This is a genomic window from Staphylococcus sp. GDY8P67P (assembly GCF_017892545.1).
Classification (GTDB): domain Bacteria; phylum Bacillota; class Bacilli; order Staphylococcales; family Staphylococcaceae; genus Staphylococcus; species Staphylococcus ureilyticus.
The window spans coordinates 1-23,368 of record NZ_JAESLH010000018.1 but is presented as its reverse complement, the minus strand read 5'-3'; the positions used below and the strand labels follow the sequence as shown (position 1 = coordinate 23,368).

The 23,368-nt window shown below is 31.7% G+C and carries 22 protein-coding genes; 18 read left to right on the top strand and 4 right to left on the bottom strand.

Annotated features, from left to right (window positions below; all coding sequences use genetic code 11):
- From mprF to KA833_RS06775, 7 genes are all read left to right on the top strand, one after another.
- The gene (gene mprF, locus KA833_RS06805) at nucleotides 1-2,475 is read left to right on the top strand and encodes a bifunctional lysylphosphatidylglycerol flippase/synthetase MprF (protein WP_210128719.1); all 2,475 of its coding nucleotides are present in this window, start codon (nucleotides 1-3) and stop codon (nucleotides 2,473-2,475) included.
- Nucleotides 2,476-2,908: 433 nt separating this feature from the next.
- On the top strand, nucleotides 2,909-3,475 hold the full coding sequence (locus KA833_RS06800) for a hypothetical protein (RefSeq protein WP_046208548.1): 567 nt from the start codon (nucleotides 2,909-2,911) through the stop codon (nucleotides 3,473-3,475).
- A 375-nt stretch (nucleotides 3,476-3,850) separates the two neighbouring features.
- Nucleotides 3,851-4,855, top strand: coding sequence for a LacI family DNA-binding transcriptional regulator (locus tag KA833_RS06795; RefSeq protein ID WP_210128714.1), 1,005 nt, complete (start codon nucleotides 3,851-3,853; stop codon nucleotides 4,853-4,855).
- A 49-nt stretch (nucleotides 4,856-4,904) separates the two neighbouring features.
- On the top strand, nucleotides 4,905-5,294 hold the full coding sequence (rbsD, locus tag KA833_RS06790) for a D-ribose pyranase (RefSeq protein ID WP_210128715.1): 390 nt from the start codon (nucleotides 4,905-4,907) through the stop codon (nucleotides 5,292-5,294).
- A gap of 12 nt (nucleotides 5,295-5,306) precedes the next feature.
- Nucleotides 5,307-6,797, top strand: a complete 1,491-nt coding sequence (locus KA833_RS06785) for a sugar ABC transporter ATP-binding protein (protein ID WP_210128716.1) — start codon at nucleotides 5,307-5,309, stop codon at nucleotides 6,795-6,797.
- The gene (locus tag KA833_RS06780) at nucleotides 6,784-7,731 is read left to right on the top strand and encodes an ABC transporter permease subunit (RefSeq protein WP_046208545.1); all 948 of its coding nucleotides are present in this window, start codon (nucleotides 6,784-6,786) and stop codon (nucleotides 7,729-7,731) included. The genes KA833_RS06785 and KA833_RS06780 overlap by 14 nt, the downstream gene beginning before the upstream one ends.
- Before the next feature lie 15 nt (nucleotides 7,732-7,746).
- Nucleotides 7,747-8,658 (top strand): D-ribose ABC transporter substrate-binding protein, encoded by a 912-nt coding sequence (locus KA833_RS06775; RefSeq protein WP_210128717.1) that lies wholly within the window; start codon nucleotides 7,747-7,749, stop codon nucleotides 8,656-8,658.
- 59 nt (nucleotides 8,659-8,717) lie between these two features.
- Here KA833_RS06775 and msrA read toward each other — a convergent pair whose 3' ends face one another.
- Complete coding sequence (gene msrA / locus KA833_RS06770) at nucleotides 8,718-9,218, bottom strand: peptide-methionine (S)-S-oxide reductase MsrA (protein WP_046208543.1); 501 nt, start codon at nucleotides 9,216-9,218, stop codon at nucleotides 8,718-8,720.
- Between the two features lie 140 nt (nucleotides 9,219-9,358).
- Here msrA and KA833_RS06765 point away from each other — a divergent pair, with 140 nt between their 5' ends.
- Nucleotides 9,359-10,336 (top strand): LCP family protein, encoded by a 978-nt coding sequence (locus KA833_RS06765; protein ID WP_046208542.1) that lies wholly within the window; start codon nucleotides 9,359-9,361, stop codon nucleotides 10,334-10,336.
- 348 nt (nucleotides 10,337-10,684) lie between these two features.
- Here the strand turns inward: KA833_RS06765 and KA833_RS06760 are convergent, their stop codons facing one another.
- Nucleotides 10,685-10,873 (bottom strand): 2-hydroxymuconate tautomerase, encoded by a 189-nt coding sequence (locus KA833_RS06760; RefSeq protein WP_046208325.1) that lies wholly within the window; start codon nucleotides 10,871-10,873, stop codon nucleotides 10,685-10,687.
- A 147-nt stretch (nucleotides 10,874-11,020) separates the two neighbouring features.
- Between KA833_RS06760 and KA833_RS06755 the strand changes: the two genes are divergently transcribed.
- Entirely contained in the window at nucleotides 11,021-12,292 is a 1,272-nt protein-coding gene (locus KA833_RS06755; protein ID WP_046208324.1) for a Y-family DNA polymerase, read from the top strand.
- A 293-nt stretch (nucleotides 12,293-12,585) separates the two neighbouring features.
- On the opposite strand, the gene KA833_RS06750 is transcribed toward KA833_RS06755, so the two are convergent.
- Entirely contained in the window at nucleotides 12,586-13,458 is an 873-nt protein-coding gene (locus KA833_RS06750) for an oxidoreductase (RefSeq protein ID WP_145381144.1), read from the bottom strand.
- 126 nt (nucleotides 13,459-13,584) lie between these two features.
- Between KA833_RS06750 and panD the strand changes: the two genes are divergently transcribed.
- A complete protein-coding gene (gene panD / locus KA833_RS06745) occupies nucleotides 13,585-13,968 on the top strand; it encodes an aspartate 1-decarboxylase (protein ID WP_046208322.1) in 384 nt (127 codons plus the stop codon).
- 297 nt (nucleotides 13,969-14,265) lie between these two features.
- On the opposite strand, the gene KA833_RS06740 is transcribed toward panD, so the two are convergent.
- Nucleotides 14,266-15,357 (bottom strand): prephenate dehydrogenase, encoded by a 1,092-nt coding sequence (locus KA833_RS06740; protein WP_046208321.1) that lies wholly within the window; start codon nucleotides 15,355-15,357, stop codon nucleotides 14,266-14,268.
- A 718-nt stretch (nucleotides 15,358-16,075) separates the two neighbouring features.
- Between KA833_RS06740 and KA833_RS06735 the strand changes: the two genes are divergently transcribed.
- The 8 genes from KA833_RS06735 to KA833_RS06700 all read left to right on the top strand — a co-directional run bounded on the left by KA833_RS06735 (nucleotide 16,076) and on the right by KA833_RS06700 (nucleotide 23,188).
- Entirely contained in the window at nucleotides 16,076-17,485 is a 1,410-nt protein-coding gene (locus tag KA833_RS06735; protein ID WP_046208320.1) for an anthranilate synthase component I, read from the top strand.
- On the top strand, nucleotides 17,482-18,078 hold the full coding sequence (locus KA833_RS06730; RefSeq protein ID WP_046208319.1) for an anthranilate synthase component II: 597 nt from the start codon (nucleotides 17,482-17,484) through the stop codon (nucleotides 18,076-18,078). Before KA833_RS06735 ends, KA833_RS06730 begins: the two co-directional genes overlap by 4 nt.
- Nucleotides 18,047-19,063, top strand: coding sequence for an anthranilate phosphoribosyltransferase (gene trpD / locus KA833_RS06725; protein ID WP_046208318.1), 1,017 nt, complete (start codon nucleotides 18,047-18,049; stop codon nucleotides 19,061-19,063). Before KA833_RS06730 ends, trpD begins: the two co-directional genes overlap by 32 nt.
- Nucleotides 19,047-19,829: an indole-3-glycerol phosphate synthase TrpC gene (trpC, locus tag KA833_RS06720; protein WP_046208317.1), complete on the top strand. Its 783-nt coding sequence runs from the start codon at nucleotides 19,047-19,049 to the stop codon at nucleotides 19,827-19,829. The genes trpD and trpC overlap by 17 nt, the downstream gene beginning before the upstream one ends.
- Entirely contained in the window at nucleotides 19,826-20,455 is a 630-nt protein-coding gene (locus KA833_RS06715) for a phosphoribosylanthranilate isomerase (RefSeq protein WP_145381146.1), read from the top strand. Before trpC ends, KA833_RS06715 begins: the two co-directional genes overlap by 4 nt.
- A gap of 2 nt (nucleotides 20,456-20,457) precedes the next feature.
- A complete protein-coding gene (gene trpB / locus KA833_RS06710; protein WP_070658511.1) occupies nucleotides 20,458-21,672 on the top strand; it encodes a tryptophan synthase subunit beta in 1,215 nt (404 codons plus the stop codon).
- Nucleotides 21,665-22,396, top strand: coding sequence for a tryptophan synthase subunit alpha (gene trpA / locus KA833_RS06705; RefSeq protein WP_210128718.1), 732 nt, complete (start codon nucleotides 21,665-21,667; stop codon nucleotides 22,394-22,396). The genes trpB and trpA overlap by 8 nt, the downstream gene beginning before the upstream one ends.
- A gap of 132 nt (nucleotides 22,397-22,528) precedes the next feature.
- Nucleotides 22,529-23,188 carry a type 1 glutamine amidotransferase domain-containing protein gene (locus KA833_RS06700; protein ID WP_046208313.1) on the top strand — a complete coding sequence of 220 codons (660 nt, stop codon included), beginning with the start codon at nucleotides 22,529-22,531 and terminating at the stop codon, nucleotides 23,186-23,188.
- Nucleotides 23,189-23,368: the final 180 nt, after the last annotated feature.

The following is a 23,368-nucleotide window of genomic DNA, read 5'->3' as shown; positions in this document are numbered from 1 at the left end:
ATTATACGGACTTTATCTATATTTGTTGTTTTTACTTTATATAAAGAACTAGCAAATATAAATTTAAAAGAAACGATTCATTCTATAAAAGATATTAATAGTGTATGGTTGGTTGTGCTTTTTTTGAGTGGTGGTCTAGCTATACTGGTATTATCAATGTATGATGTGATTTTAGCTAAAGCATTACACTTGAAGATATCTTTAGTTAAAACTGTACGTATAGGATATATTGTAAATGCTTTGAACGCAGTATTGGGCTTTGGAGGATTCATAGGAGCGAGTGTAAGATTTTTATTATATAAAGATACTACAGAAGATAAAAAAGCATTACTGCATACTATTTCTATTGTTTTAATCTCCATGTTGACGGGTTTAAGTATGCTTTCTATTTTAGTAGTATTTCATGTGTTTGATGTTAGACATGTATTTAGTCCGTTCCCTTGGGTTAGATGGTTAATGTATGTTGTTGCGTTGTTTTTGCCTATTTTTATTTTTATTACAATTTGGAAACCAGTAAATAAAGAAAGTAAATTGACTGGAATTTATTGCACCATTGTTTCTAGTATTGAATGGATGATTGCTGCTGCAGTATTATATATGGCCTTATTAATTGTTGGTATACAGGTGCATTTTTCTGTATTTATGGGAATATTTATCATTGGTGCATTATCAGGGTTAATCAGTTTTATTCCTGGAGGATTTGGTACATTTGATTTGGTACTATTACTAGGATTGAAAAGTTTAAATATTCCAGAAGAAAAAATTATTTTAGCTTTATTGCTCTACAGGTTTGCTTATTACTTATTTCCTGTCTTAATTGCCCTTATTCTCTCAACATTTGAATTTAGAAATACGGCGAAACGTTATTTGGATGATTCTAAAATTATGATACCTGTGAAAGATATGTCATCACTTTTAGCATCTTATCAAAAAGATATCTTAACTAGGATACCAGCATTTTCCATTGCATTGTTACTTTTATTTACGAGTGCTTTATTTTTCTTTAATAACATTACAATAATTTATGATGGGTTATATAGTAATAACCATGCGTTTTATTATATTATCGCTTCTATTCATACATGTGCATGCCTATTACTATTGTTAAATGTGATAGGTGTATATCATTTATCTAAGAGAGCACTTTTGTTTGCAATTTGTTCAATCATTATCATATTTAGTGTCACTGTTTATACCTATCCTTCTTTGGTACTTTTAGGTTGGTTAATTACTATGTTTGTAATGCTCGTTGTATTTTATAGAAGTGCACGTGTCATAAAGCGTCCGTTTAGATATACGAAACTATTGTCTAGTGTAATTATTGGGACTCTTGTGTTATTCATTAATCATGTGTTTATAAAAAATACATTTTACACTTTAGATATTTATCATATAGAAGTAGATACGTCTCTTTTGAGATATTATTTTTGGTTCACGATTATTACAGTAGCAATTATAGTTAGTGTTGTTGTGTGGTGGTTTGAAGCAAGATTCAAATCTGCAGGCAGCGGTCAAAAACTAGAACAATGTGAAACGATTATTCAGAAATTTGGTGGAAATTATTTAAGTCATCTCATATACAGTGGTGATAAGAAGTTTTTCTTTAATGAACAACAAGACGCATTTGTGATGTATCGTTATAAGAGGAATGCCTATATTGTTTTAGGTGACCCCATTGGAAATAGCGCTTCGTTCCATGAGTTGCTCGAAAGATTTTATAATGAAGCTCAATATTTAGGTTACGACATTATTTTCTATCAAGTCTCTGATAAATATATGTCAATTTATCATGATTTTGGAAATCAGTTTTTTAAATTAGGCGAAGAAGCCATTATTGATTTATCAACTTTCACTACTTCAGGTAAAAAGAAGCGTGGTTTACGTGCTACTTTAAATAAGTTAGATGATTTGGGGTGTACTTTTGAGGTATTGGAACCTCCTTTTTCAAAAAACGTATTTGATGAATTAAAACAAATAAGCGATGATTGGTTATCAGGCTCTACAGAAATGCAATTTTCAGTAGGACATTTTAGTGAACATTATATATCGAAGGCGCCGATCGGAGTTATTAAAGATAAAGAAAATGCTATAATTGGTTTTTGTACATTTATGCCTGTTAATGATAATTCAACTGTGTCTATTGATTTAATACGTTGGAAATCGGATACCTCCTTACCTCTGATGGATAGTTTATATCTTCATATGCTGTTATGGGCTAAGGCAAATGGGTATCAATACTTTAATATGGGCATGGCTACACTGTCCAATGTGGGTAAAGTACCTTTTTCTTTTTATAGAGAAAGACTTGCAGGTAGAGTATTTGAGCATTTCAATGGATTATATAGATTTCAAGGATTAAGACGTTATAAAGAAAAGTTTAATCCCAATTGGCAGCCAAGGTTCTTAGTGTATCGTAAAGATAACTCATTGTGGGTAAGTATGACAAAAGTCATGCGTGTAGTTAGAAAAAATTAATAAAACAAAACAACCAACAATCCCGTTAATGATTGTTGGTTGTTTTTTGGAGTTATAGTTTTTAATGGTTTTTGTAGTTAACGCCGGAGAAGTTATTAACTACTTTTTAATAAACTAACGATATACTTTCTAAATATCATTTTGACTCTAACTATATTTATGAATTTCTAGTTACCCCTTTGTTCAAGGTGTATTTATAATATATCATCATTAGAAAACGCTTTCAACATCATGATATCATCTTATTTGAATAAAAATTGACATTTTATATAGTTGGTTTCTTTTTGAAATATAATTGTATTTTTTCACTGTAGTAACATTAGCTTTTTGAATTATTTTCATTTGTTATATTATTAATATACATTTAAAATTTCAATATAATGTAGTAATATGTAAATATTAATGTTTGCAGAGTGAACAATGGGGTGGGGAAATGAAAAAAGTTATAATTAGTTTGGTAATCGTGATGCTTTTAGTTGCGTTAACACTCTCAATTAAATCGTTATATGATAACATACATACAAATTACAAAGGTTCAAATCAATCTGCTCAAAACGAAAAATTTAAACAGGAGAAAAAGACCAAGTATAAATTGCCTAAGATCAATGTTTTGTCACAACAATTCAGTGAAAATTTTATGAATAGTGATGTAAGAAATCATTATATGCACATTTCTAAAGGCATGGACAAACGCAAAGTTGAAACATACTTTGGTGATAGTGAAAAAACAATACAAATTGCTAATATGAAAGCACATAAATATGGTGACATGGCATTTTTATTCAAAAATAATAAAGTTCAACGAATTTTTGTTGTACCTGATAATGTTACTATTGAATCATTTTCGCAAGTACATGGTTATAGAGTACACAATAATCACAATGGTACGATGATATACGATGATAATCCATCCAATCATTTCTCTGTTAAAGTATATTTTGATTCAAATAAAAAGGTGAAGGCAATAGAGAATATAGATCAAGTGTCTACTATAAAATAAATTTATAATGTGAGAAAATAAAAATTTTATTATCAGCATAAAGGGCTTATCCGAACTACTGGATGAGTCTTTTTTATTTGAATTTTACGATATGACAGAAATATATTTTAAAAACATAATGAGGTAAGTGCTAAATAAAAATTTGTATAAGTACGAATTTAATATAACTGATTTCAACTGCTTATATAATTATTTAATAGAAAAGTTAACGCTAATTTTTTGATCATAAAATAAAAAATTATTTATACTGCTGATTTGATTACTATAAATTATCGTTTTCGTTTTATATAAATAAATTAAAAAAATATAGAATATTAAATATTACAATAATTAAATTTTCAAATAAACTATCAAAATATAAATGATTATGATAATATGAAAACGGTTACAAAAATAGAGGTGATTTTTATAGTAACAATTAAAGAAGTAGCTAAGTTAGCTGGTTGTTCAGTAGCAACGGTATCTAGAGTGATAAATAATAATGGATATGTCAAAGCTCAAACAAAAATACAAATTGAACGTGCGATTCATGAGCTTAACTATCAACCTAATGAAGCAGCACGTACATTATATAAACGTAAGTCAAAAATGATTGGCTTATTATTACCAGATATCAGTAATCCTTTTTTTACACTTATAGCAAGAGGTGTTGAAGATATAGCGCTTGCGCACGGTTTTCAAGTTTTAATTGGAAATAGTGACAACGATGTTGATAAGGCGAAAGAGTATTTATTCACTTTCAATGCTTATAATTGTGTAGGTGTTATTGCAACAGCATTTGCTGATGATCAAATTGAAAAGCTATTAGCGTCACAAGGTATTCATTATGTATTTGTAGATCGTGTTGAAAATGAAGGTAATGGTATTTCTATGAATCATTTTGAAGGCGGACAATTACAAGCTCGACTTGTGTTAGAAGGTAAACCAAAAAATATTTTGATCCTCCATTTAGATTTGAATATACGGGCATTTAAATTAAGGACAGATGGTATTAAACAAGAATTGAATAACTATAGTGTGAGCTATTATGATTGCTCAGCAGAAACATTAAATAATAAAAGTGCATTTATTTCATTAATTAAAGATTTTCAGATTGATAGTATTATATGCAGCAATGATGTACTGGCAATTGAAACGATGGGCCTTGTTCAACAATTTCAATTGAAAGTTCCCGAGGATATTCAAATTGTGGGCTATGATAATATACCTTTTTCTGCAATGACGTTTCCTCAAATTGCAACTATTGATCAGTCCGCATATTTTTTAGGGCAGCAAGCGGTATCAATTTTATTAAAGTTAAATAAAAATTCTATAATTGAACAACAAGATAATAGATTAAAGTTATCAATTAAACGCAGAAATAGTATTAGATTTAAGTAGTAATGTGTAACGGGTTACATAAAATAAGATTTAACGAGAGGGGATTTAAATGTATAAAACTGGTATTTTAAATAGCGAAATTTCTAAAGTGCTTAGTGATTTAGGTCATACAGATACAATTATCATAGCTGATTGTGGACTGCCGGTACCAGATGGTGTTAAAAAAATAGATTTAGCATTAACTTTTGGACATCCATCATTTGAAGAAGTATTTAATGTAGTTAAAGAACATATGGCAATTGAACAGCTTACTATTGCAAATGAAATGATAAAACAAAATAGTGAGTTATATGTGAAATTATTAGCTGAAAATATTGATATGATCACGGAATCTCATGAAACTTTAAAAATGTATAGTAAGGAAGCTAAAGCAATTATAAGAACAGGTGAAGCGACACCTTACGCTAATGTAATTTTATCTAGTGGTGTTTTATTTTAAGGGGTGAAAAATATGATAACGATGAATCAAATATATAAGTCATTTGGTCAAAACGATGTTTTAAGAGGTGTTGATTTTGAAATCAATGATGCAGAAGTACATGCGTTAATGGGTGAAAATGGAGCTGGTAAGAGTACACTTATGAAAGTATTAACTGGCGTATATAATGCGGATAGTGGTAATGTTTTAGAAAATGGTCAGCCGATACACTTTAAAAATACAATAGATGCTGAACAAAATGGTGTGTCGTTTATTCAGCAAGAGTTAAATATTTGGCCTAATCTTACAGTACTTGAAAATTTGTTTTTAGGAAAAGAAGAAACAAAATTTTTTGGCATTGTTGATAATAATAAAATGAAACAACGTGCTTTGGCCATTTTTAAAAAGCTAAATATTGAAATCGATTTAAATCGTATGGCAGGCACTTTATCCGTTGGTATGCAGCAGATGCTTGAAATCAGTAAAGCATTAATGGAAAAATCAAAAATCATTATCATGGACGAACCTACTGCAGCCTTAACAAATAATGAAATAGATACATTATTTGAACAAATTAAAAATTTAAAAAAAGATGGCGTTTCTTTTGTATATATTTCTCATAGAATGGAAGAAATTTTTACAATTTCAGATCGTATTACAGTTATGAGAGATGGTCGTTCGATTTTAACTAAGGAAACACAAAATACGACACATGCTGAAATAGTAAAATCTATGATTGGTAGAGATTTAGATAATCAATACCCTGTTAGACAATATCATCAAGAAGATGTTGTGCTTACTGTTGAAAATTTAGATTCAGATGAACATCATTTAAAGGATATACATTTTGATTTACATAAAGGAGAAATACTTGGCTTTAGTGGTTTGATGGGTGCGGGTCGTTCAGAAATTATGAGAGTACTCTTTGGATTAGATAAAGGGAATAAAACGGTAAAACTAAATAATCAACAATTACAAATTCAAAATCCTAATCAATCTATTTCACAAGGTTTAGCTTTTATTACAGAAAATAGAAAAGAAGAAGGGTTAGTTTTACAAGATTCAATTTTAGAAAATATTACTTTACCAGCTTTAAAAAGCTTTTCAAGCTCTGGATTTTTAACACAACATGCTATGGAACAATATTCAGAACAGATGATTCAGCGTTTAAATATTAAAGGCAAAATACGAGATATATGTGGCACTTTATCTGGTGGTAATCAACAAAAAGTTGTTTTGGCTAAATGGATTGCGACTGCACCACATGTATTAATATTAGATGAACCAACACGTGGCATCGATGTAGGTGCTAAACGAGAAATATATCAATTGATGCATGAATTAACGGACCGAGGTATGTCTATTATTATGATTTCATCAGAATTACCAGAAATTATAGGCATGAGTGATAGAGTTGCAGTTGTACATGAAGGTTCCATTGCAGGCATATTAGAAGATTCAGCTATCACGGAAGCGCGTATTATGACTTTAGCTACAGGAGGAAAATTAAATGAAGCAGTCTAAATTATCATTTTCTTATTCGTATTTAGAAAAAATTATACCTTTTATTGGTTTAATATTATTAGTTGTTATTATCAGTGTATTAAATAGTGCTTTTTTAGAGCCTTCTAATTTATTTAATTTATTAAGACAGGTTTCAATTAATGGTTTAATTGCATTTGGCATGACTTTCGTAATATTAACTGGAGGTATTGATTTATCAGTAGGATCGACACTTGCCTTATCTAGTGCATTTGTTGCGATTTTAATGGTTTCTGGTATGGATTCTATTGTAGCTTTATTTATAGGTTGCATATTTGGGGCGGTATTGGGTGCTATAAATGGCTTGCTCATCACGATAGGTAAAATGGCGCCTTTCATTGCGACATTAGCTACAATGACCGTATTTAGAGGGCTAACACTTGTTATTACAGATGGAAATCCTATTACAAATTTAAATGGTAGTTATGCATTTCAATTATTTGGTAGAGGCTACTTTTTAGGTATTCCAGTACCAGCTGTCACGATGTTTATTACATTTATCATATTATATATCCTGCTGCATAAAACTGTATTTGGTAGACAGACTTATGCTATGGGTGGTAATGAAAAGGCGGCATTTATTTCAGGGATTAAGGTCAATAAAATTAAAATAATGATTTATAGTTTAGCCGGCTTAATGTCAGCTATGGCAGGATCAATTTTAACTTCACGTTTAAATTCGGCACAACCAACTGCAGGGATGTCCTATGAATTAGATGCTATTGCAGCAGTAGTTCTTGGCGGTACTTCGCTTACAGGTGGTAAAGGACGTATAGTTGGGACGTTGATTGGTGTGTTAATTATCGGTGTTTTGAACAATGGCTTAAATTTATTAGGTGTATCTTCATTTTACCAACAAGTGGTTAAAGGTGTCGTGATTATCATTGCAGTACTTATAGATAGAAAAAACAAATAACAGGGGGTGTTGGTATTGAAAAAGCTTTTTATAACTGTAACAGCTATATTATTATTTTTAACAGGTTGTTCACTAGAATCACCTATAGAAAAAAATGACAATGGTAAAGTAGATAAGAAAAAATCTGATGTTGTTATTGGTGTGAGTATTTCTACATTAAATAACCCTTTCTTTGTGAAAATTAAAGATGGTATTGAAAAAGAAGCGAAGAAACAAGGCGTCAAAGTTAAGTTTGCAGATGCTCAAGATGATGCAGCGAAACAAGCTAATGATATTGATGACTTAATTCAACAAAAAGTAGATTACTTGATTGTAAACCCGACAGATTCTGATGCGATATCAGGTAGTATTCAAATCGCAAATGATGAGGCAATACCAGTCATTACATTAGATAGAGATGTAGCTAAAGGGGATGTTGCTTCATTTATAGCATCGGATAATATCAAAGGCGGTGAGATGGGAGGGAAACTCATTGTTGATGAATTAGGTAAAGATGCGAAAGTAGCTGAACTTGAAGGTGTCCCAGGTGCCAGTGCTACACGTGAACGTGGTAAAGGTTTCCATAACGTCGCAGATCAATCACTTGATGTAGTTTCCAAACAAAGTGCTAAGTTTAATAGAACAGAAGGTCTAAATGTGACACAAAATATTATTCAAGCTCATCCTGAAATACAAGCTATTTTTGCTCAAAATGATGAAATGGCATTAGGTGCTGTAGAAGCGATAGGAAATAAAGACATTAAAGTCGTTGGTTTCGATGGTAATGAAGATGCGATTAAATCTGTTGAAAAAGGTAAGTTATTTGCTACAGTGGCGCAACAACCTAATTTGATGGGTGAAGAAAGTGTTAAAACGATAATAGATTTATATAATGGTAAAAAGGTTGAGAAAAAGAATAAAATTCCTTTAGAAATGAAGCGGCAGTAATTTATGTTAAAGTGCGAGTAATAAATAAAAACCGGATGCAAAAGCACCGGTTTTTTTGTTTACTTATATTTTTGACGTTCTTGTTGTTCTTGAGCATATCGTTCGGGGTTTTTCTTATAAAAATCTTGGTGTTCTGCTTCAGCCTCATAAAATGTAGAAGCGGGTAATATTTTTGTAGCAATAGCTTTTTCTTTGTCTATAGTTTGTTTTAATTGTGCTACATAATCTTCAGCTACTGCTTTTTGGTCTTCGTTTGTATAAAAAATTGCTGTTTTATATTGTGATCCTCTATCTTGGAATTGTCCTCCTTCATCAGTTGGATCTATTACAGAAAAGAATATTTCTAATAATTTATTGTATGAAAATAGAGCGACATCATACTCTATTTCAACTGTTTCATAATGCCCGGTGTCACCCGTCTTAACTTCTTCATACGACGGATTATCTTTATGACCTCCCATGTAACCAGAAGTCACTTTCTCAATCCCTTCAAATGTGTCGAAAGGCTTGACCATACACCAAAAGCAACCTCCAGCGAAGTATGCTTTATTTATATTCATGTTTAACATCCTTTCCATATTAGACCTTAGTACCATATATTAAGATATTACTTGATTTTTATTCAGTTTTTATATAACTTTAATATATGTTAATTATAGTACATAGCAGTGCAATTTTGAAGATATAAGGTTGATTACATATGAATGAACATAAACACAGAAGTAAAGAAAGCACAAACACAGAAGAACAACCGACGATGCGTAGGACAAAAAAGAAAAAATTAAAAAAATTTCCAATTATAATTTTAATTATTGTAATTATTTTAGCCATTATTGTTGGCTATTCTGTGCATGGTTATAAATCAGGTATTGAATACGCAAAAGATCAGGGCAAAACGCTCAAGCAACACAAATTTAACGGTGCTAAAAAAAATGATGGAAAAATCACAATTATGGTTTTAGGTGCAGATAAAGAGCAAGGTGGTATTTCTAGAACCGACTCGATTATGATTGCACAGTATGATTATATTCATAAAAAAATGAAGATGATGTCTGTCATGCGAGATATTTATGCGGATATACCGGGAAATGGTCAACATAAAATTAATTCTGCTTATTCTATCGGTGGACCTGAACTATTGCGACAAACATTAAAGAAAAATTTAGGTATAGACCCTGAGTATTATGCAATTCTTGATTTTACTGGTTTTGAAAAAATGATTGATGAATTGGAACCTAATGGTGTTCCAATTGATGTTGAAAAAGATATGTCTAAAAATATAGGTGTGTCACTGAAGAAAGGTCATCATCGATTAAATGGTAAAGAATTATTAGGGTATGCTAGATTTAGACATGATGAAGAAGGCGATTTCGGTCGTGTAAGACGTCAGCAACAAGTCATGCAATCACTTAAACAAGAATTAGCGAGTTTGGATACGCTACCTAAATTACCTCGAGTTGCGGGTATTTTGAGAGGTTATTTAAATACAAATATGCCTGATTCTGCACTCATTCAAACTGGTTTGAATTTTGGAATACGTGGTGATAAAAAGGTAGATTCTATTACTTTACCTATACAAAACACTTATCAAGATATCCAATCACCAATGGATGGTAGTGCGTTAGAAATCGATAAAGCCAAAAATAAAAAGGAAGTACAGAAATTTTTGAATGAATAACGAGTTTAGTGAATTCATTTAAATGAGAATGGAATACAAATTTCACGCTATAAGGACTAATCCGTGTGCCAATGGATTAGTCCTTATTTATTTGAATGTTGCGATTTTGATTGTGCAGTTTGCCTAGGAATATGATTCGTGTCCATAGCCTCTTTTGCATATTAGTTTCCTCGGGTGTCAGCAAATTACCCAATTGCTTTAAGTGATGTAGTTGAAACATTTTTATATGCCTACACATGATACGTTTCTCTAAGCATACCATTCATGTATAGTTAGATTTGGCAAAAGTAAAAAAACATCAATATCTATATGATGCAATAGATATTGATGTTTATGTTCGTATGTAAATTATTGTTGATCTGATTTTCTAATTCCTGCAACGCCATAATGAGAAGTTTTCATTTCTTCTATTACAACTTGTATAGCTTCTTTGTTTGCGCCTGTTGTTTTCTCTACTGCATTAGTAACTTCTGTGACTAAATTTTTTAGTTGTTCATCAGAGCGACCTTCTAACAATTTTACATTTACTATTGGCATTTAAATCCCACCTTAATCTATTTTTATATATTATAGCATGAAAATTCACAAAATTATAAAAATAACAACAAGAACAAACGTTCTTATTTAAGTTGAAATAGAACATTTGTTCTTGTATAATATAAGTGATTAGGGGAGGAATGTCATATGTATGAATTTTATGATTACAATCTGCTAGAGGAAAGAGATATATTGTGTATTGATCAGAAAAGTTTTTTTGCAAGTGTTTCTTGTATACAAAAAGGTCTAGATCCAATGAAAGAAAAGTTAGCAGTTGTTGCAGATACTAAGAGACAGGGATCAGTTGTATTAGCTGCTACGGGTCCACTAAAAGCTATAGGTATAAAAACAGGATCGAGATTATTCGAAATTCCTCATAGAAATGATATATATATTATCAATCCAAGCATGAGAAAATATTTGGAAGTTTCAGTAGCAATCTCTAAAATTGCTTTACGCTATGTCGCTCCGGAAGACTTACATCAATATAGCATTGATGAATTCTTTATGGATGTAACAAATAGTTATCACAGATTTAGTAGTACAATTCAGTCTTTTTGCAAAAAGCTACAATATGAAATTCTAGAAGAAACAGGTATACATTGTTCAATAGGAATTGGTTCAAATATGTTATTGAGTAAAGTTGCAATGGATATAGAAGCAAAACATACTAATAGTTTCATTGCTGAATGGAGATATCAAGATGTGCCACACAAACTTTGGCCTGTTTCACCATTGAGTAAATTTTGGGGAATTAGTAAAAAAACAGAAGCAAAAATGAATAAACGCGGTATTTTTACTATAGGAGATCTAGCGCATTATCCATATCAATATTTAAAAAGGGATTTTGGTACAGTAGGTGTGGATTTACACTTGCATGCGAATGGTATTGATCAAAGTAGAATAAGAGACAAGTATAGTGTAGTTAATCCCTCGATTTGTAAAAGTCAAATATTGATGCGTGATTATCGTTATGAGGAAGCTAAAGTAGTGATGCAGGAGTTAATTGAGGATGTAGCGAGTCGTGTTAGAGCAAGAAATAAATTAGCTAAGACGATACATTTTTCATTTGGTTATAGTGATCATGGAGGGGTGCATAAGCAATACACATTAGAGGATCCAACTAATTTAGAAGGTACGATTTTCAAGGTAGTTGAATCTTTAGCTGACAAACTATGTGATTCAACAATGTTATATAGAACGGTGAGCATTTCACTCACACAGTTTATAGATGAGCGAAATACACAATTGAATTTATTTATAGATGAATACGAAAGAAAAAGAAATGAAAAATTGGCCAAAACGATTGACGCGTTACATCAAAAATTTGGTAAGGGTATCGTATCTAAAGCAATCTCTTATACAGACGCAGGTACAAAACATGGGCGTTTAGGGCTTATGGCAGGCCATAAAATGTGAAAAGGAATAATGATAAACTAAAGATTTAAAGTAGTTATAAATTAACTTCATTATCAATATGTGGAACGGGTATCATTTTAAATAAGCTTATATGGGGTGGCCCGTTCCAAAAATAATTATTAAATCAAATTGAGTGAGCGTTTAACGACACAATTTAAATCATATATCTATAACATCATTAACGAATTGTCTTGTCTATACTACGTAAGGTTAAAATAAACACACACCCACCAAACTGTAAATATAATATCAGCATAAGAAGCATGTATAAAATAATAGGGTGCACATGCTTACTATGAATTATTTGAAAAAACATGATGTCTAGATAATAATAAAGCATAAATCGTATCTAGGTGCGGTGTCGTTAATTTATACTTTCGCGCTTGTCGATATAGAAAACCTTGTATTCCATCGATTTCTAATGGAGTATTTGCAAGTACATCATAATACATGCTTGTTCCCATATCATCTGGATAACCTTGATAAATTGTCATTATTTCATCAATAACATCCTCAGAAAAATTAATACCAGAGTGTTTAGCTATTATATAACCCTCTTTCAATAGCGATACACATAGCGAATAAATATGAGGTTGTTTGAGTATAGAAGCAGGCTGTATTCCAAGCGCAGTAACTGTATTGATTGCTAGATTTACTAATAGTTTATACCAGATTTCCACTTCAATGTTTTTATGTAACACAAGTGAAAGTCCACTTGAAGCTAATGTTTTTTTCAATGACTCTGTGTTATCATCTCGTTGTAAGTGAAGTATCTCATCTCTAAAGTGAACCACGTGTTGATCAGTCTTTTGACCACTAATATAAGTTACAGCTTGATACATATTTGGGAAAGGAAGCTTAAAGTGTTGTCCATATCCGTTTTGAGCTAATATAACAATAGTAGTATCTTGAGTTAAATGGTTAATTTGTTTATATAATCCATCTAAGTGTGGGATTTTAACAGCGATGAATATAATATCTAATGGTTCGGTAATGTCCGATGCTGTAACAACATTAAGTGTCATATTTACATTTTTCGAAGGATCTTGATAGGTAATGCACGCATTACGTCTACCAATTAAATAGACTTTATGTTCTGTTGCTAAAAGTTGAACTGTGATACAACTACCGACAGCGCCAGGACCAATAATACCTATTTTTTTCATTTATAGTTGACCTCCGTTTATTTAGAAAATAAAATTATAATAGATATGCTTATGATAGTAATAAATAATAAAGTGTTAATCAACTAAAAATGTAAAATTAATTTTTTGAACAGGAGTATAAAACAAATGATAAAAACTATGATGAATGGAAAAATACATCGTGCACGTGTAACAGAAGCTAATCTTAATTATGTAGGAAGTATCACGATAGATCGCAATATTTTAGATGCGGTAGATATATTACCTAATGAGAAAGTTGCAATTGTGAATAATAACAATGGAGAAAGATTAGAAACCTATGTGATTGAAGGGGAACGTAATAGTGGAAAAATATGCCTAAATGGTGCAGCTGCTAGGCTTGTTCAAGTAAATGATATTATTATTATCATGTCTTATGTACAAGTTACAGCAGAAGAAGCATTAAATCATAGTCCAAAAGTTGCACTTATGAATGAAGATAATGAAATTATAGAGATGATACAAGAAGAAGAAGGGAAATTGATAAATTAAATATGTAGCACAGCGTATGATATATTGGATAGTTTTAATTCAAATGAAATCGACAAAAGAACTAAATGATATGAGCCTAGCGCATGTTTTCTAATAAAACTTGCGCTAGGCTCATATTTGGTCATATACAAAAACGTTTTTATTTTGACATTGAACTAATTAATATTTAACAGCTTCTAAATAAGTAACTGACTTAAATGTTTTTTCAAGTTTTGCATTTGTGCAAAGAAAATTAAATTAAGCAATTACTTAACACAATCACAATGAAGTTATTAAATTATAAAGATAAGATAAAGTCTATTCAATATAAGTATCAAAGTCGCTTAATGCTTCAGCGCCTTTTTTTCGGTCTTCAGGATTTTTGAAGCTAATTCTTAATGCACCATAAATATCTTCACGAACTTCTAATATTCTTAAGTTGCTTATAGAAATATTATGTAAACTTAAGATGTGTGTTACTTGGCTGATCATACCTGGTTTGTCAGGAATATCTACATAAAGATCATACTCTATAGACAGTGCACCTTGTGATTTAAGTGGCAATTCATCTCTATATACTTTTGCGTCATTATAAAAATCATATAACGCCTCCGGTTTATTTTCTTCAACAAGCGTGATGACATCTTCCATTTGTGACTTCCATTCTTTTAATATATCAACGATGGTATTTTTATTTTCAATGGTAATATCACGCCACATAATTGGACTGCCACTTGCAATTCTTGTAATATCTCTAAAACCTCCAGCAGCAAGTGTCTTAACAAGTGAAGAGTGAGACGCATGGTTTGCATTTAAATGCACGAGACTCGATGCAATGATATGAGGGACATGACTAACAATGCCTGTTACAAAATCATGTTCTTTTGGATTGGTAGCAATAAATTTAGCATTTGTTGTACTAAGTAATAAACGTATTTCATCAAAAGCTTTATCATTTGCAGGTTCATCGTGAACTAAAACATAAAAAGCATTTTCAAATAAATGTTTCTTTGCATTGAGCACACCGGACTTATGGCTACCTGCCATTGGGTGACCACCAATTAAGTGGATATTGTGATTTAAAAGATATTGCTCATATTGCAAAATTGTCAATTTAGTACTGCCAGTATCAGTAACGATGACATTAGGCTTCGTTTGATAGTTTGGTAGTGCTTGTAAATATTTGATTGTTTGTTGCACAGGCGTGGCATAAATAATAATATCTGCATTTTCTACACAGGCTTTATAATCACTAGATTGATAATCAATAATTCCAATAGATAAAGCCTTTTCTAGTTGAGAGCGATCTGCATCATATGCAGTAATTTCAATGTCATTGTGATAATATCTTAAATTACTGGCCAGACTACCACCAATTAAGCCTAAACCTACAAAAAGTATTTGTTTCATTTTGCTGACCACCTCTATCAAAATTTTCAGAATAGTAACATTGTATAGTAGGTGAAGTTAATTCGCAATACGTGTTTCAATTTCTATTTCATAAACAGAATTAACATATAAGGACACGATTTTAAAACACTTTTGATTCGAAATGATTTAACTAAAACAAAGGATATATATTTAAAAAGGTTAGTCACTAATTAACTTTAAATAAACTGAAGAAATTTAAAATAAGAGTTGACAAAATTAAATGATACTTGTATTATTCTAGTTAATTCATTTTGCAACGATAGTTGCCGTTTGAAAGATAAAGTAACGTATATGATTTGTAGCAAGTAGAAAGCTAATGGTAGATGAAAATTAGCACAACATATATTGTGAATTGGGCTTTTAAACGTGAGGATAATATAATAGCATTTAAAGTGAGCAATGAAATTGTTAACTAAGGTGGCACCACGGTAACGCGTCCTTACAGCATGCGTTAGTGTGGTGTTTTTTTATAAAAAAACAAAATGTAGTAAGTTGTGAATGGTAGCAAGCAGAAAGTTAGTGGTAGATGAAAACTAACACCTACACATACTGAAATTGGGTTTTGTTGGATTAAAATTGCATAATTAAATGAGTGGGTAGATGAAACTGATAATGTCTACTAATTTAGGTGGTACCGCGCATCAGCGTCCTTAATTAATATTTAAGGATGCTGATTTTTTTATGAGGAGGAATAAAAATGAAAGTACAATATCAAAGGATAAATGCTGAAGTAACACCAGAAGCATTGGCAAGATTGAAAAAACGAAAAATAGTATTGGAAAGTACAGAACAATCTAAAGTAAAAGGACGCTATTCAATTGTAATATTTGATGTGTACGGCGCCGTGACTTTAGATAATGAAAATATGGTCATTCAATACAATGATAGGCAAAATGAAATAGAAAACGAAGCACCATATGAAAAGTTGAAAGCTTTTATAGATCAATATAAAGCAGAAATAGAAGATGAAGATTTAGCACAATTACCGTTTGTATCAGGATTTGTTGGATCGTGTAGTTTTGACTTGGTAAGACATGAATTTCCTGTATTAAAGCAAATCGATTTAGCTGACCATAAACAACACGATGCTAAATTTTACATGGTAGAGGATGTATATGTATTTGATCATTACAAAGAGCATCTATATGTTATATCCACAAACTTGTTTTCAAATGAAAGTGAAGAACAATTAGCACGCCGTGTCAAACGTCATGTTGATGAGTTACAAGACGTAAATATATATCCTGCACCTATAAAAAATGACACAAAAGCAAAAGCAATTGAGTCAAATATTGCTCCTGATCAATTTAAAAAAACTGTTAGCGAAATGAAATCGCTGATACAACAAGGAGATATGTTTCAAGTTGTACCTTCAATTATATATAAGTACAAACATGATTTTGGAATGAATTTACAACAATTATCTTATCAGCTTTATCAAAATTTAAAGAGACAAAACCCAAGTCCTTATATGTATTATTTGAATTTTGATGAACCAATTATTGTAGGTAGTTCGCCTGAAAGTTTTGTCAAAGTGAAAGGACAAAATGTAGTAACAAACCCAATAGCTGGAACAATAAAACGGGGCGCTACTGACAAAGAAGATCTTGAAAATGAAAAACAGTTAATCAGCGATGAAAAAGAGATAAGCGAACATAGCATGCTTGTTGATTTAGGTAGAAATGATATTCATAGAGTAAGTGAAATTGCTAGTTCTAAAATTGAAAAATTAATGTCAATAGAACGCTATGAACATGTGATGCATATTGTGAGTGAGGTAACAGGAAAGCTGAAATCAAATTATTCACCGATGACTGTAATCGCAAGTTTATTACCAACGGGTACCGTATCCGGCGCACCTAAATTAAGAGCGATACAAAGAATATATGAAGCACAACCTCAAAAAAGAGGTGTATACAGTGGTGGTATAGGATATATCAACTGTAATCATGACCTAGATTTTGCCTTAGCGATTCGTACAATGATGATTGATGAAACGTATATCAATGTAGAAGCAGGATGTGGTGTCGTCTATGATTCAATACCTGAAAAAGAATTAGAAGAAACAAAATTAAAAGCCAAAAGTTTATTGGAGGTTACACCATGATATTAGTAGTGGATAATTACGATTCTTTTACGTATAACTTAGTCGATATTGTAGGAAAGACTTCTGATGTAATTATTAAATATCCAGACGATGCAGATATATTTGATTTAGAAATAGATGGTTTGGTTATATCACCTGGCCCTGGACATCCGCTAGATACTAACCATTTAGTCAATATTATTGAACATTATAAATATAAACCGATATTAGGTGTATGTCTGGGATCACAAGCATTGACATGTTACCACGGCGGAGATGTTATCCAAAGTAAAAAAATATGTCACGGAAAAAAAGATACAATGCAGATTGTAAGTGAGTCTAAACTATACCGGAATATTACAGAATATTCTGAAATAATGAGGTACCACTCATTGATTAGTGACCCAAAAACGTTACCAGATACACTAAAAATAACTGCTCAAACAAAAGATAGTATTCAATCATTTGAACATATTAATTATTTACATTTTGGTATTCAATATCACCCAGAATCTTTTGCGACAGAATATGGGGAAGCAATCATAAGTAACTTTTTAAATATAGTAGAGGAGGCCAATTATATTGAGTCTACAAAATCATATAAAACAGTATAAACCACTTGATCAAGCACAAATGAATGAATTTATAGAATTATTGATCACGGATCAATTAGAAATCGATACTAAAAGAGAACTGTTAGAAGCCTTTTCAGAGAGAGAACCGAGTCAAGCAGAATTAACATATATGTCGAAAAGTTTAATAGGATCTATGTACCCTGAACAACCAACTTATCCTAATAGTATGTGCGTTTGTGGGACTGGTGGAGATAAATCTAATAGCTTTAATATTTCAACAACAGTATCTTTTGTATTGGCTAGTGCAGGTGTTCCAGTGATTAAACATGGTAATAGAAGTGTTACGTCAGCTTCAGGGAGTACCGATTTATTAAATGCAATGTGTATTCCAACGCGAAATGTTGAGGAAACAGAAACGCATTTAAAAGCACAAGGGCTTGTTTTTTTAAATGCGACTGAAACATATCCAATTATGAAACATATCCAACCGTTAAGGAAAGCCATTAGTAATCCAACTATTTTTAACGTTACTGGACCACTCATTAATCCGTTCAAATTAGATTATCAAGTGATGGGTGTCTATGAATCTTCACAGTTAAATAAAATTGCTCAAACATTAGCTGATTTAGGTAGAAAGAGAGCAATCGTCTTACATGGAGCCAATGGTATGGATGAAGCTACATTATCCGGGGAAAACACACTATATGAAGTAACGAAAGATAAATATATTAAATCTTATACTATTAATGCGACAGATGTAGGATTAGATTATGCCCCAAATTCAGATTTAATAGGAGGAACTCCCCAGGAAAATTTAGAAATCACAAAACAAATATTAAATGGTAAAGATCAAAGTGCGAAAAGAGATGTGGTGCTATTGAACGCAGGCATTGCCTTATATGTTTCTGAAAAAGCTGCCACCATTCAAGAAGGTGTTCATAAAGCAAAGATGCTGATTAAAAATGGAGATGCGCTCAAACAATACAACAAAATGGGAGGCAAAACGTATGACTATATTGGATGAAATCGTAGCTTATAAAAAGGAATTGTTACAAAGCGGTTATTATACAAAAAAATTATCTGACCTTAAGGAAATAGACATCACGCATAAACAAACGTTTGAATCACAGTTATCACAAGCTGATCAATTATCAGTAATTGCTGAGATAAAATCAAAAAGTCCGACATTATCTGAACTTCCAGGAAGAGATTTAACACAACAGGTTAGGGCGTATGAAGCATTTGGTGCTAATGCAGTTTCAATTTTAACAGACGAACATTATTTTGGCGGAAGTTACGAACGATTACAAACATTGACACAGGTCACAGATTTACCAGTATTGTGTAAAGATTTTGTAGTTGATCCTATTCAAATTGATGTTGCCAAAAAAGCAGGAGCGTCTATCATTTTACTCATTGTAAATGTATTAACCGACAAGCAGTTGAAAGAATTATATGATTACGCGACTTCAAAAAATTTAGAAGTTTTAGTAGAAGTTCATGATAAAGAAGAGTTGGCACGTGCTTACAAGTTGAATCCCAAAATTATTGGTGTAAACAATAGAGATTTAAAACGATTTGTAACAGATGTTTTGCATACCAATGAAATTTTAGAAAATAAAAAAGCAGGTTATTATTATATTTCTGAGAGTGGCATACGTAATCAACAAGATGTATTAAACATTGTAAACGCAGGTATTGATGGTTTGCTTATTGGTGAATCTTTAATGAAATGTGATGATTTAAGTCAGTTTTTACCAAGTCTTAAGTTAGATAAGGTGAAAGGATGAAATTGAAATTTTGTGGTTTTAAAACACTTGAAGATGTAAATAAGGCAAAAGATTTAAATATTGATGCAATAGGTTTTATTCATTATCCCAATAGTAAACGTTATGTGGAAATTGATAAGATACAGGCATTTGCAAATTTAATACCAAAAGATAAAGACAAAGTAGTAATTGTAGTAAATCCAGATCATCAAACAATCAGTCATCTCATAGATAATACAAATATTAATACCATTCAATTACATGGAACAGAAAAATTAGAAACTATCCATTTTATACGTCAGAAAAAAAGTAATATAAAAATTATTAAAGCTTTGCCTGCAAAAAATGCAAATACATTAGCAAAAGACATTCGATATTATAAAGATTTTGTAGACCAATTTATAATTGATACACCTTCAATTGCTTACGGTGGTACTGGCCAATCCTATGATTGGGAAATCTTAAAAGATATAAAAGATGTAGATTTTTTAATAGCTGGCGGAATGAATTATAAAAATATTCAAAGTATAAATAAACTTAATTTAAATCACAATGGTTATGATATTGCAAGTGGTATCGAAACAAATAGTATAAAAGATAGCAATAAAATGCAAGCAATCATAGAACTTGTAAAAGGAGTTAATTAAATATGGTTAAAAACATACAGACAGAAGCAGATGAATTTGGATTTTTTGGTGATTTTGGTGGTCAATATGTCCCAGAAACGTTAATGCCAGCAATTCAAGAACTTAAACAAGCTTATGGAGAAGCTAAAATAGATCCTGAGTTTCAGAATGAACTGAATAATTATTTAAAAGATTATGTGGGAAGAGAGACACCGTTAACATATGCAGCATCATATACAAAAGCGCTAGGTGGCGCAAAAATATATTTAAAAAGAGAAGATTTAAATCATACCGGTGCTCACAAAATTAATAACGCCTTGGGTCAAGCACTTTTAGCTAAAAGAATGGGCAAAAATAAATTAGTTGCAGAAACAGGTGCAGGACAACATGGTGTTGCTAGTGCGACAGCAGCGGCATTGTTTGATATGGAGCTCGTAGTGTTTATGGGTGAAGAAGATATCAAAAGACAGGAATTAAATGTATTTAGAATGGAATTACTTGGTGCAAAAGTAGAACCCGTAACGGAAGGTCAGGGTACGTTATCTGATGCAGTTAATAAGGCGCTACAATATTGGGTAAGTCATGTAGACGATACACATTATTTATTAGGGTCTGCTTTAGGTCCAGATCCATTTCCAACTATCGTGAGGGATTTCCAAAAAGTTATAGGTAATGAAATCAAAGATCAAATCAAAGTTAAGGAAGGACGTTTACCAGATGCGATGGTTGCATGCGTAGGTGGAGGTTCAAATGCAATTGGTACATTTTACCCATTTATTCAAGATGATGTGGCGCTATATGGTGTTGAAGCAGCAGGTGAGGGCATTGACAGTGACAAACATGCACTCGCAATAAATAAAGGACAAGAAGGTATTTTACATGGTACGAAAATGTATTTAATACAAGATGAAAATGGACAGATAGAATTAGCACATTCAATTTCAGCTGGGTTAGATTATCCGGGTGTAGGACCGGAACATTCATATTATCATGATATAGGTAGAGTTAAATATGCAACTGCTAGCGATAAACAAGCTATGGATGCCTTAGTGAAATTCACTCAGGCAGAAGGTATTATACCTGCGATAGAAAGTGCACACGCACTTAGTTTTGTAGAAGCGTTAGCACCATCTATGGATAAAGATCAAATCATTGTTGTTACTGTGTCAGGGCGCGGTGATAAAGATATGGAAACAATTAGAAATTACATGAGACAAGGTGGCGAAAGTGATGCATAAATTATTTATTCCCTATATCATGGGGAACAAAAATTTTATTGAAAACATGAAAATATTAAGTGACTCAGGCGCGGATATTATTGAAATAGGGGTGCCATTTTCAGATCCAGTAGCTGATGGACCAGTAATTATGGAAGCTGGTAATAGAGCTATACAACAAGGTGTGAATATCACATATATTTTTGATGAACTGACTGCACATCGTGATGCTATAAACAGTCAATACGTACTTATGACGTATATCAATATCATTAATCATTATGGAGAAGACGCTTTTTTTGACGCATGTGAGAAAGCTGGTGTATATGGCTTAATAATACCTGATTTGCCACATGAACTTGTCCAACAATTAAAAAATAGACATCCTCACCGTAAAGTTAATATTATTTCATTAGTTGCTATGACAACATCTGATGAACGCATCAATCAAATTGCTGAAAATGCGGAAGGGTTTATCTACACAGTTACAATGAATGCGACAACAGGAGAAAATGGAAAGTTCCATCCAGAGCTGAAACGAAAAATTGAAAAAATTAAAAACAAAGCGCATGTACCTGTAGTGGCAGGTTTTGGTATCCGAACTAAAGCTCATGTTAATGATATTAGCGAAGTAGCTGATGGCGTAGTCATCGGTAGTGAAATTGTTAAACGGTTTGAACAAGATCAAAATGCATCAACAATCGCATATCTAAAATCTATTAGAACAGCGTTAGATGATGTATAAATTAACGGTTGATGTGTAAAGTTTATTTTAGGTGGGTATTGTTTGAAATAGATAGTCAATATCGAAACACAGAATTGAATTCTAACTGAGTTCAAGCAGATAAAAACCTAAATAAATGAAGAGGTGACAATCGTGAATAAAAAAGTTTTATTCATTATAACAAGTAGAGCACAATATGAAGACGGTACACCAACAGGATTATGGTTAGAGGAAGCAAGTGAACCGCATCATATTTTAACGGAAGCAGGTATCGACGTAGATATCGTTTCAATTGAGGGTGGAGAAATTCCTTTAGATCCAAATTCAACTCAAAATGATGAATTAACGAAATACGCACAATTTGTAGAAAAAATTAGTGATGTGCCAAATATAGATCATATTAATGTTTCAGAATATGATGCAGTATACCTACCAGGAGGTCACGGTACAGTATTTGATTTCGCGCATAATCAAAAATTAACGAATATATTGTCTGATTTTAAAGATGAAGGCAAATTTATCAGTTCTGTATGTCATGGTCCAAGTGCATTTGTCGGTGCAAAAGACAAAAATGGTAAATATCTTGTAGAAGGTGTTACTTTAACATCCTTTACAGATAATGAAGAGCGTACGATGGGACTAGAAAATAAAGTACCATTTTTAACGCAAACAGAGTTAGAGCAACAAGGCGCTAAATTTGTTCCAAAAGATAACTTCACAGAACATGTTGAAACAGATAACCAATTCATCACTGGCCAAAATCCTCAATCTAGTGTAGCAATCGGTGAAGCACTAAAAGATGCCTTAAAATAGCTAGTCTTTAAAAACCAGGTGATTTTAGATAACCTAAACTGCTAACAAGTATAAAACTTGTTAGTAGTTTTTATTTTTTCATAATTTAATTAAGATTTGTGTTTAAATAGTTATTCTTTGTTAAAATAAAAGTAATGCTATAATAAAGCAACACATAAATTGATAAAGTCCGTATAATTG

Bases quoted from the DNA above. Each gene is read 5' to 3' on its own strand.
- msrA (WP_046208543.1), bottom strand. From the start codon at position 9,218: ATGAATATAAATAAAGCATACTTCGCTGGAGGTTGCTTTTGGTGTATG.
- trpB (WP_070658511.1), top strand. From the start codon at position 20,458: ATGGTTAAAAACATACAGACAGAAGCAGATGAATTTGGATTTTTTGGT.
- KA833_RS06765 (WP_046208542.1), top strand. From the start codon at position 9,359: ATGAATGAACATAAACACAGAAGTAAAGAAAGCACAAACACAGAAGAA.
- KA833_RS06755 (WP_046208324.1), top strand. From the start codon at position 11,021: ATGTATGAATTTTATGATTACAATCTGCTAGAGGAAAGAGATATATTG.
- KA833_RS06760 (WP_046208325.1), bottom strand. From the start codon at position 10,873: ATGCCAATAGTAAATGTAAAATTGTTAGAAGGTCGCTCTGATGAACAA.
- KA833_RS06785 (WP_210128716.1), top strand. From the start codon at position 5,307: ATGATAACGATGAATCAAATATATAAGTCATTTGGTCAAAACGATGTT.
- KA833_RS06800 (WP_046208548.1), top strand. From the start codon at position 2,909: ATGAAAAAAGTTATAATTAGTTTGGTAATCGTGATGCTTTTAGTTGCG.
- trpC (WP_046208317.1), top strand. From the start codon at position 19,047: ATGACTATATTGGATGAAATCGTAGCTTATAAAAAGGAATTGTTACAA.
- KA833_RS06750 (WP_145381144.1), bottom strand. From the start codon at position 13,458: ATGAAAAAAATAGGTATTATTGGTCCTGGCGCTGTCGGTAGTTGTATC.
- KA833_RS06735 (WP_046208320.1), top strand. From the start codon at position 16,076: ATGAAAGTACAATATCAAAGGATAAATGCTGAAGTAACACCAGAAGCA.
- KA833_RS06730 (WP_046208319.1), top strand. From the start codon at position 17,482: ATGATATTAGTAGTGGATAATTACGATTCTTTTACGTATAACTTAGTC.
- KA833_RS06740 (WP_046208321.1), bottom strand. From the start codon at position 15,357: ATGAAACAAATACTTTTTGTAGGTTTAGGCTTAATTGGTGGTAGTCTG.
- trpA (WP_210128718.1), top strand. From the start codon at position 21,665: ATGCATAAATTATTTATTCCCTATATCATGGGGAACAAAAATTTTATT.
- KA833_RS06715 (WP_145381146.1), top strand. From the start codon at position 19,826: ATGAAATTGAAATTTTGTGGTTTTAAAACACTTGAAGATGTAAATAAG.
- KA833_RS06795 (WP_210128714.1), top strand. From the start codon at position 3,851: ATGAAAACGGTTACAAAAATAGAGGTGATTTTTATAGTAACAATTAAA.
- panD (WP_046208322.1), top strand. From the start codon at position 13,585: ATGATAAAAACTATGATGAATGGAAAAATACATCGTGCACGTGTAACA.
- KA833_RS06780 (WP_046208545.1), top strand. From the start codon at position 6,784: ATGAAGCAGTCTAAATTATCATTTTCTTATTCGTATTTAGAAAAAATT.
- rbsD (WP_210128715.1), top strand. From the start codon at position 4,905: ATGTATAAAACTGGTATTTTAAATAGCGAAATTTCTAAAGTGCTTAGT.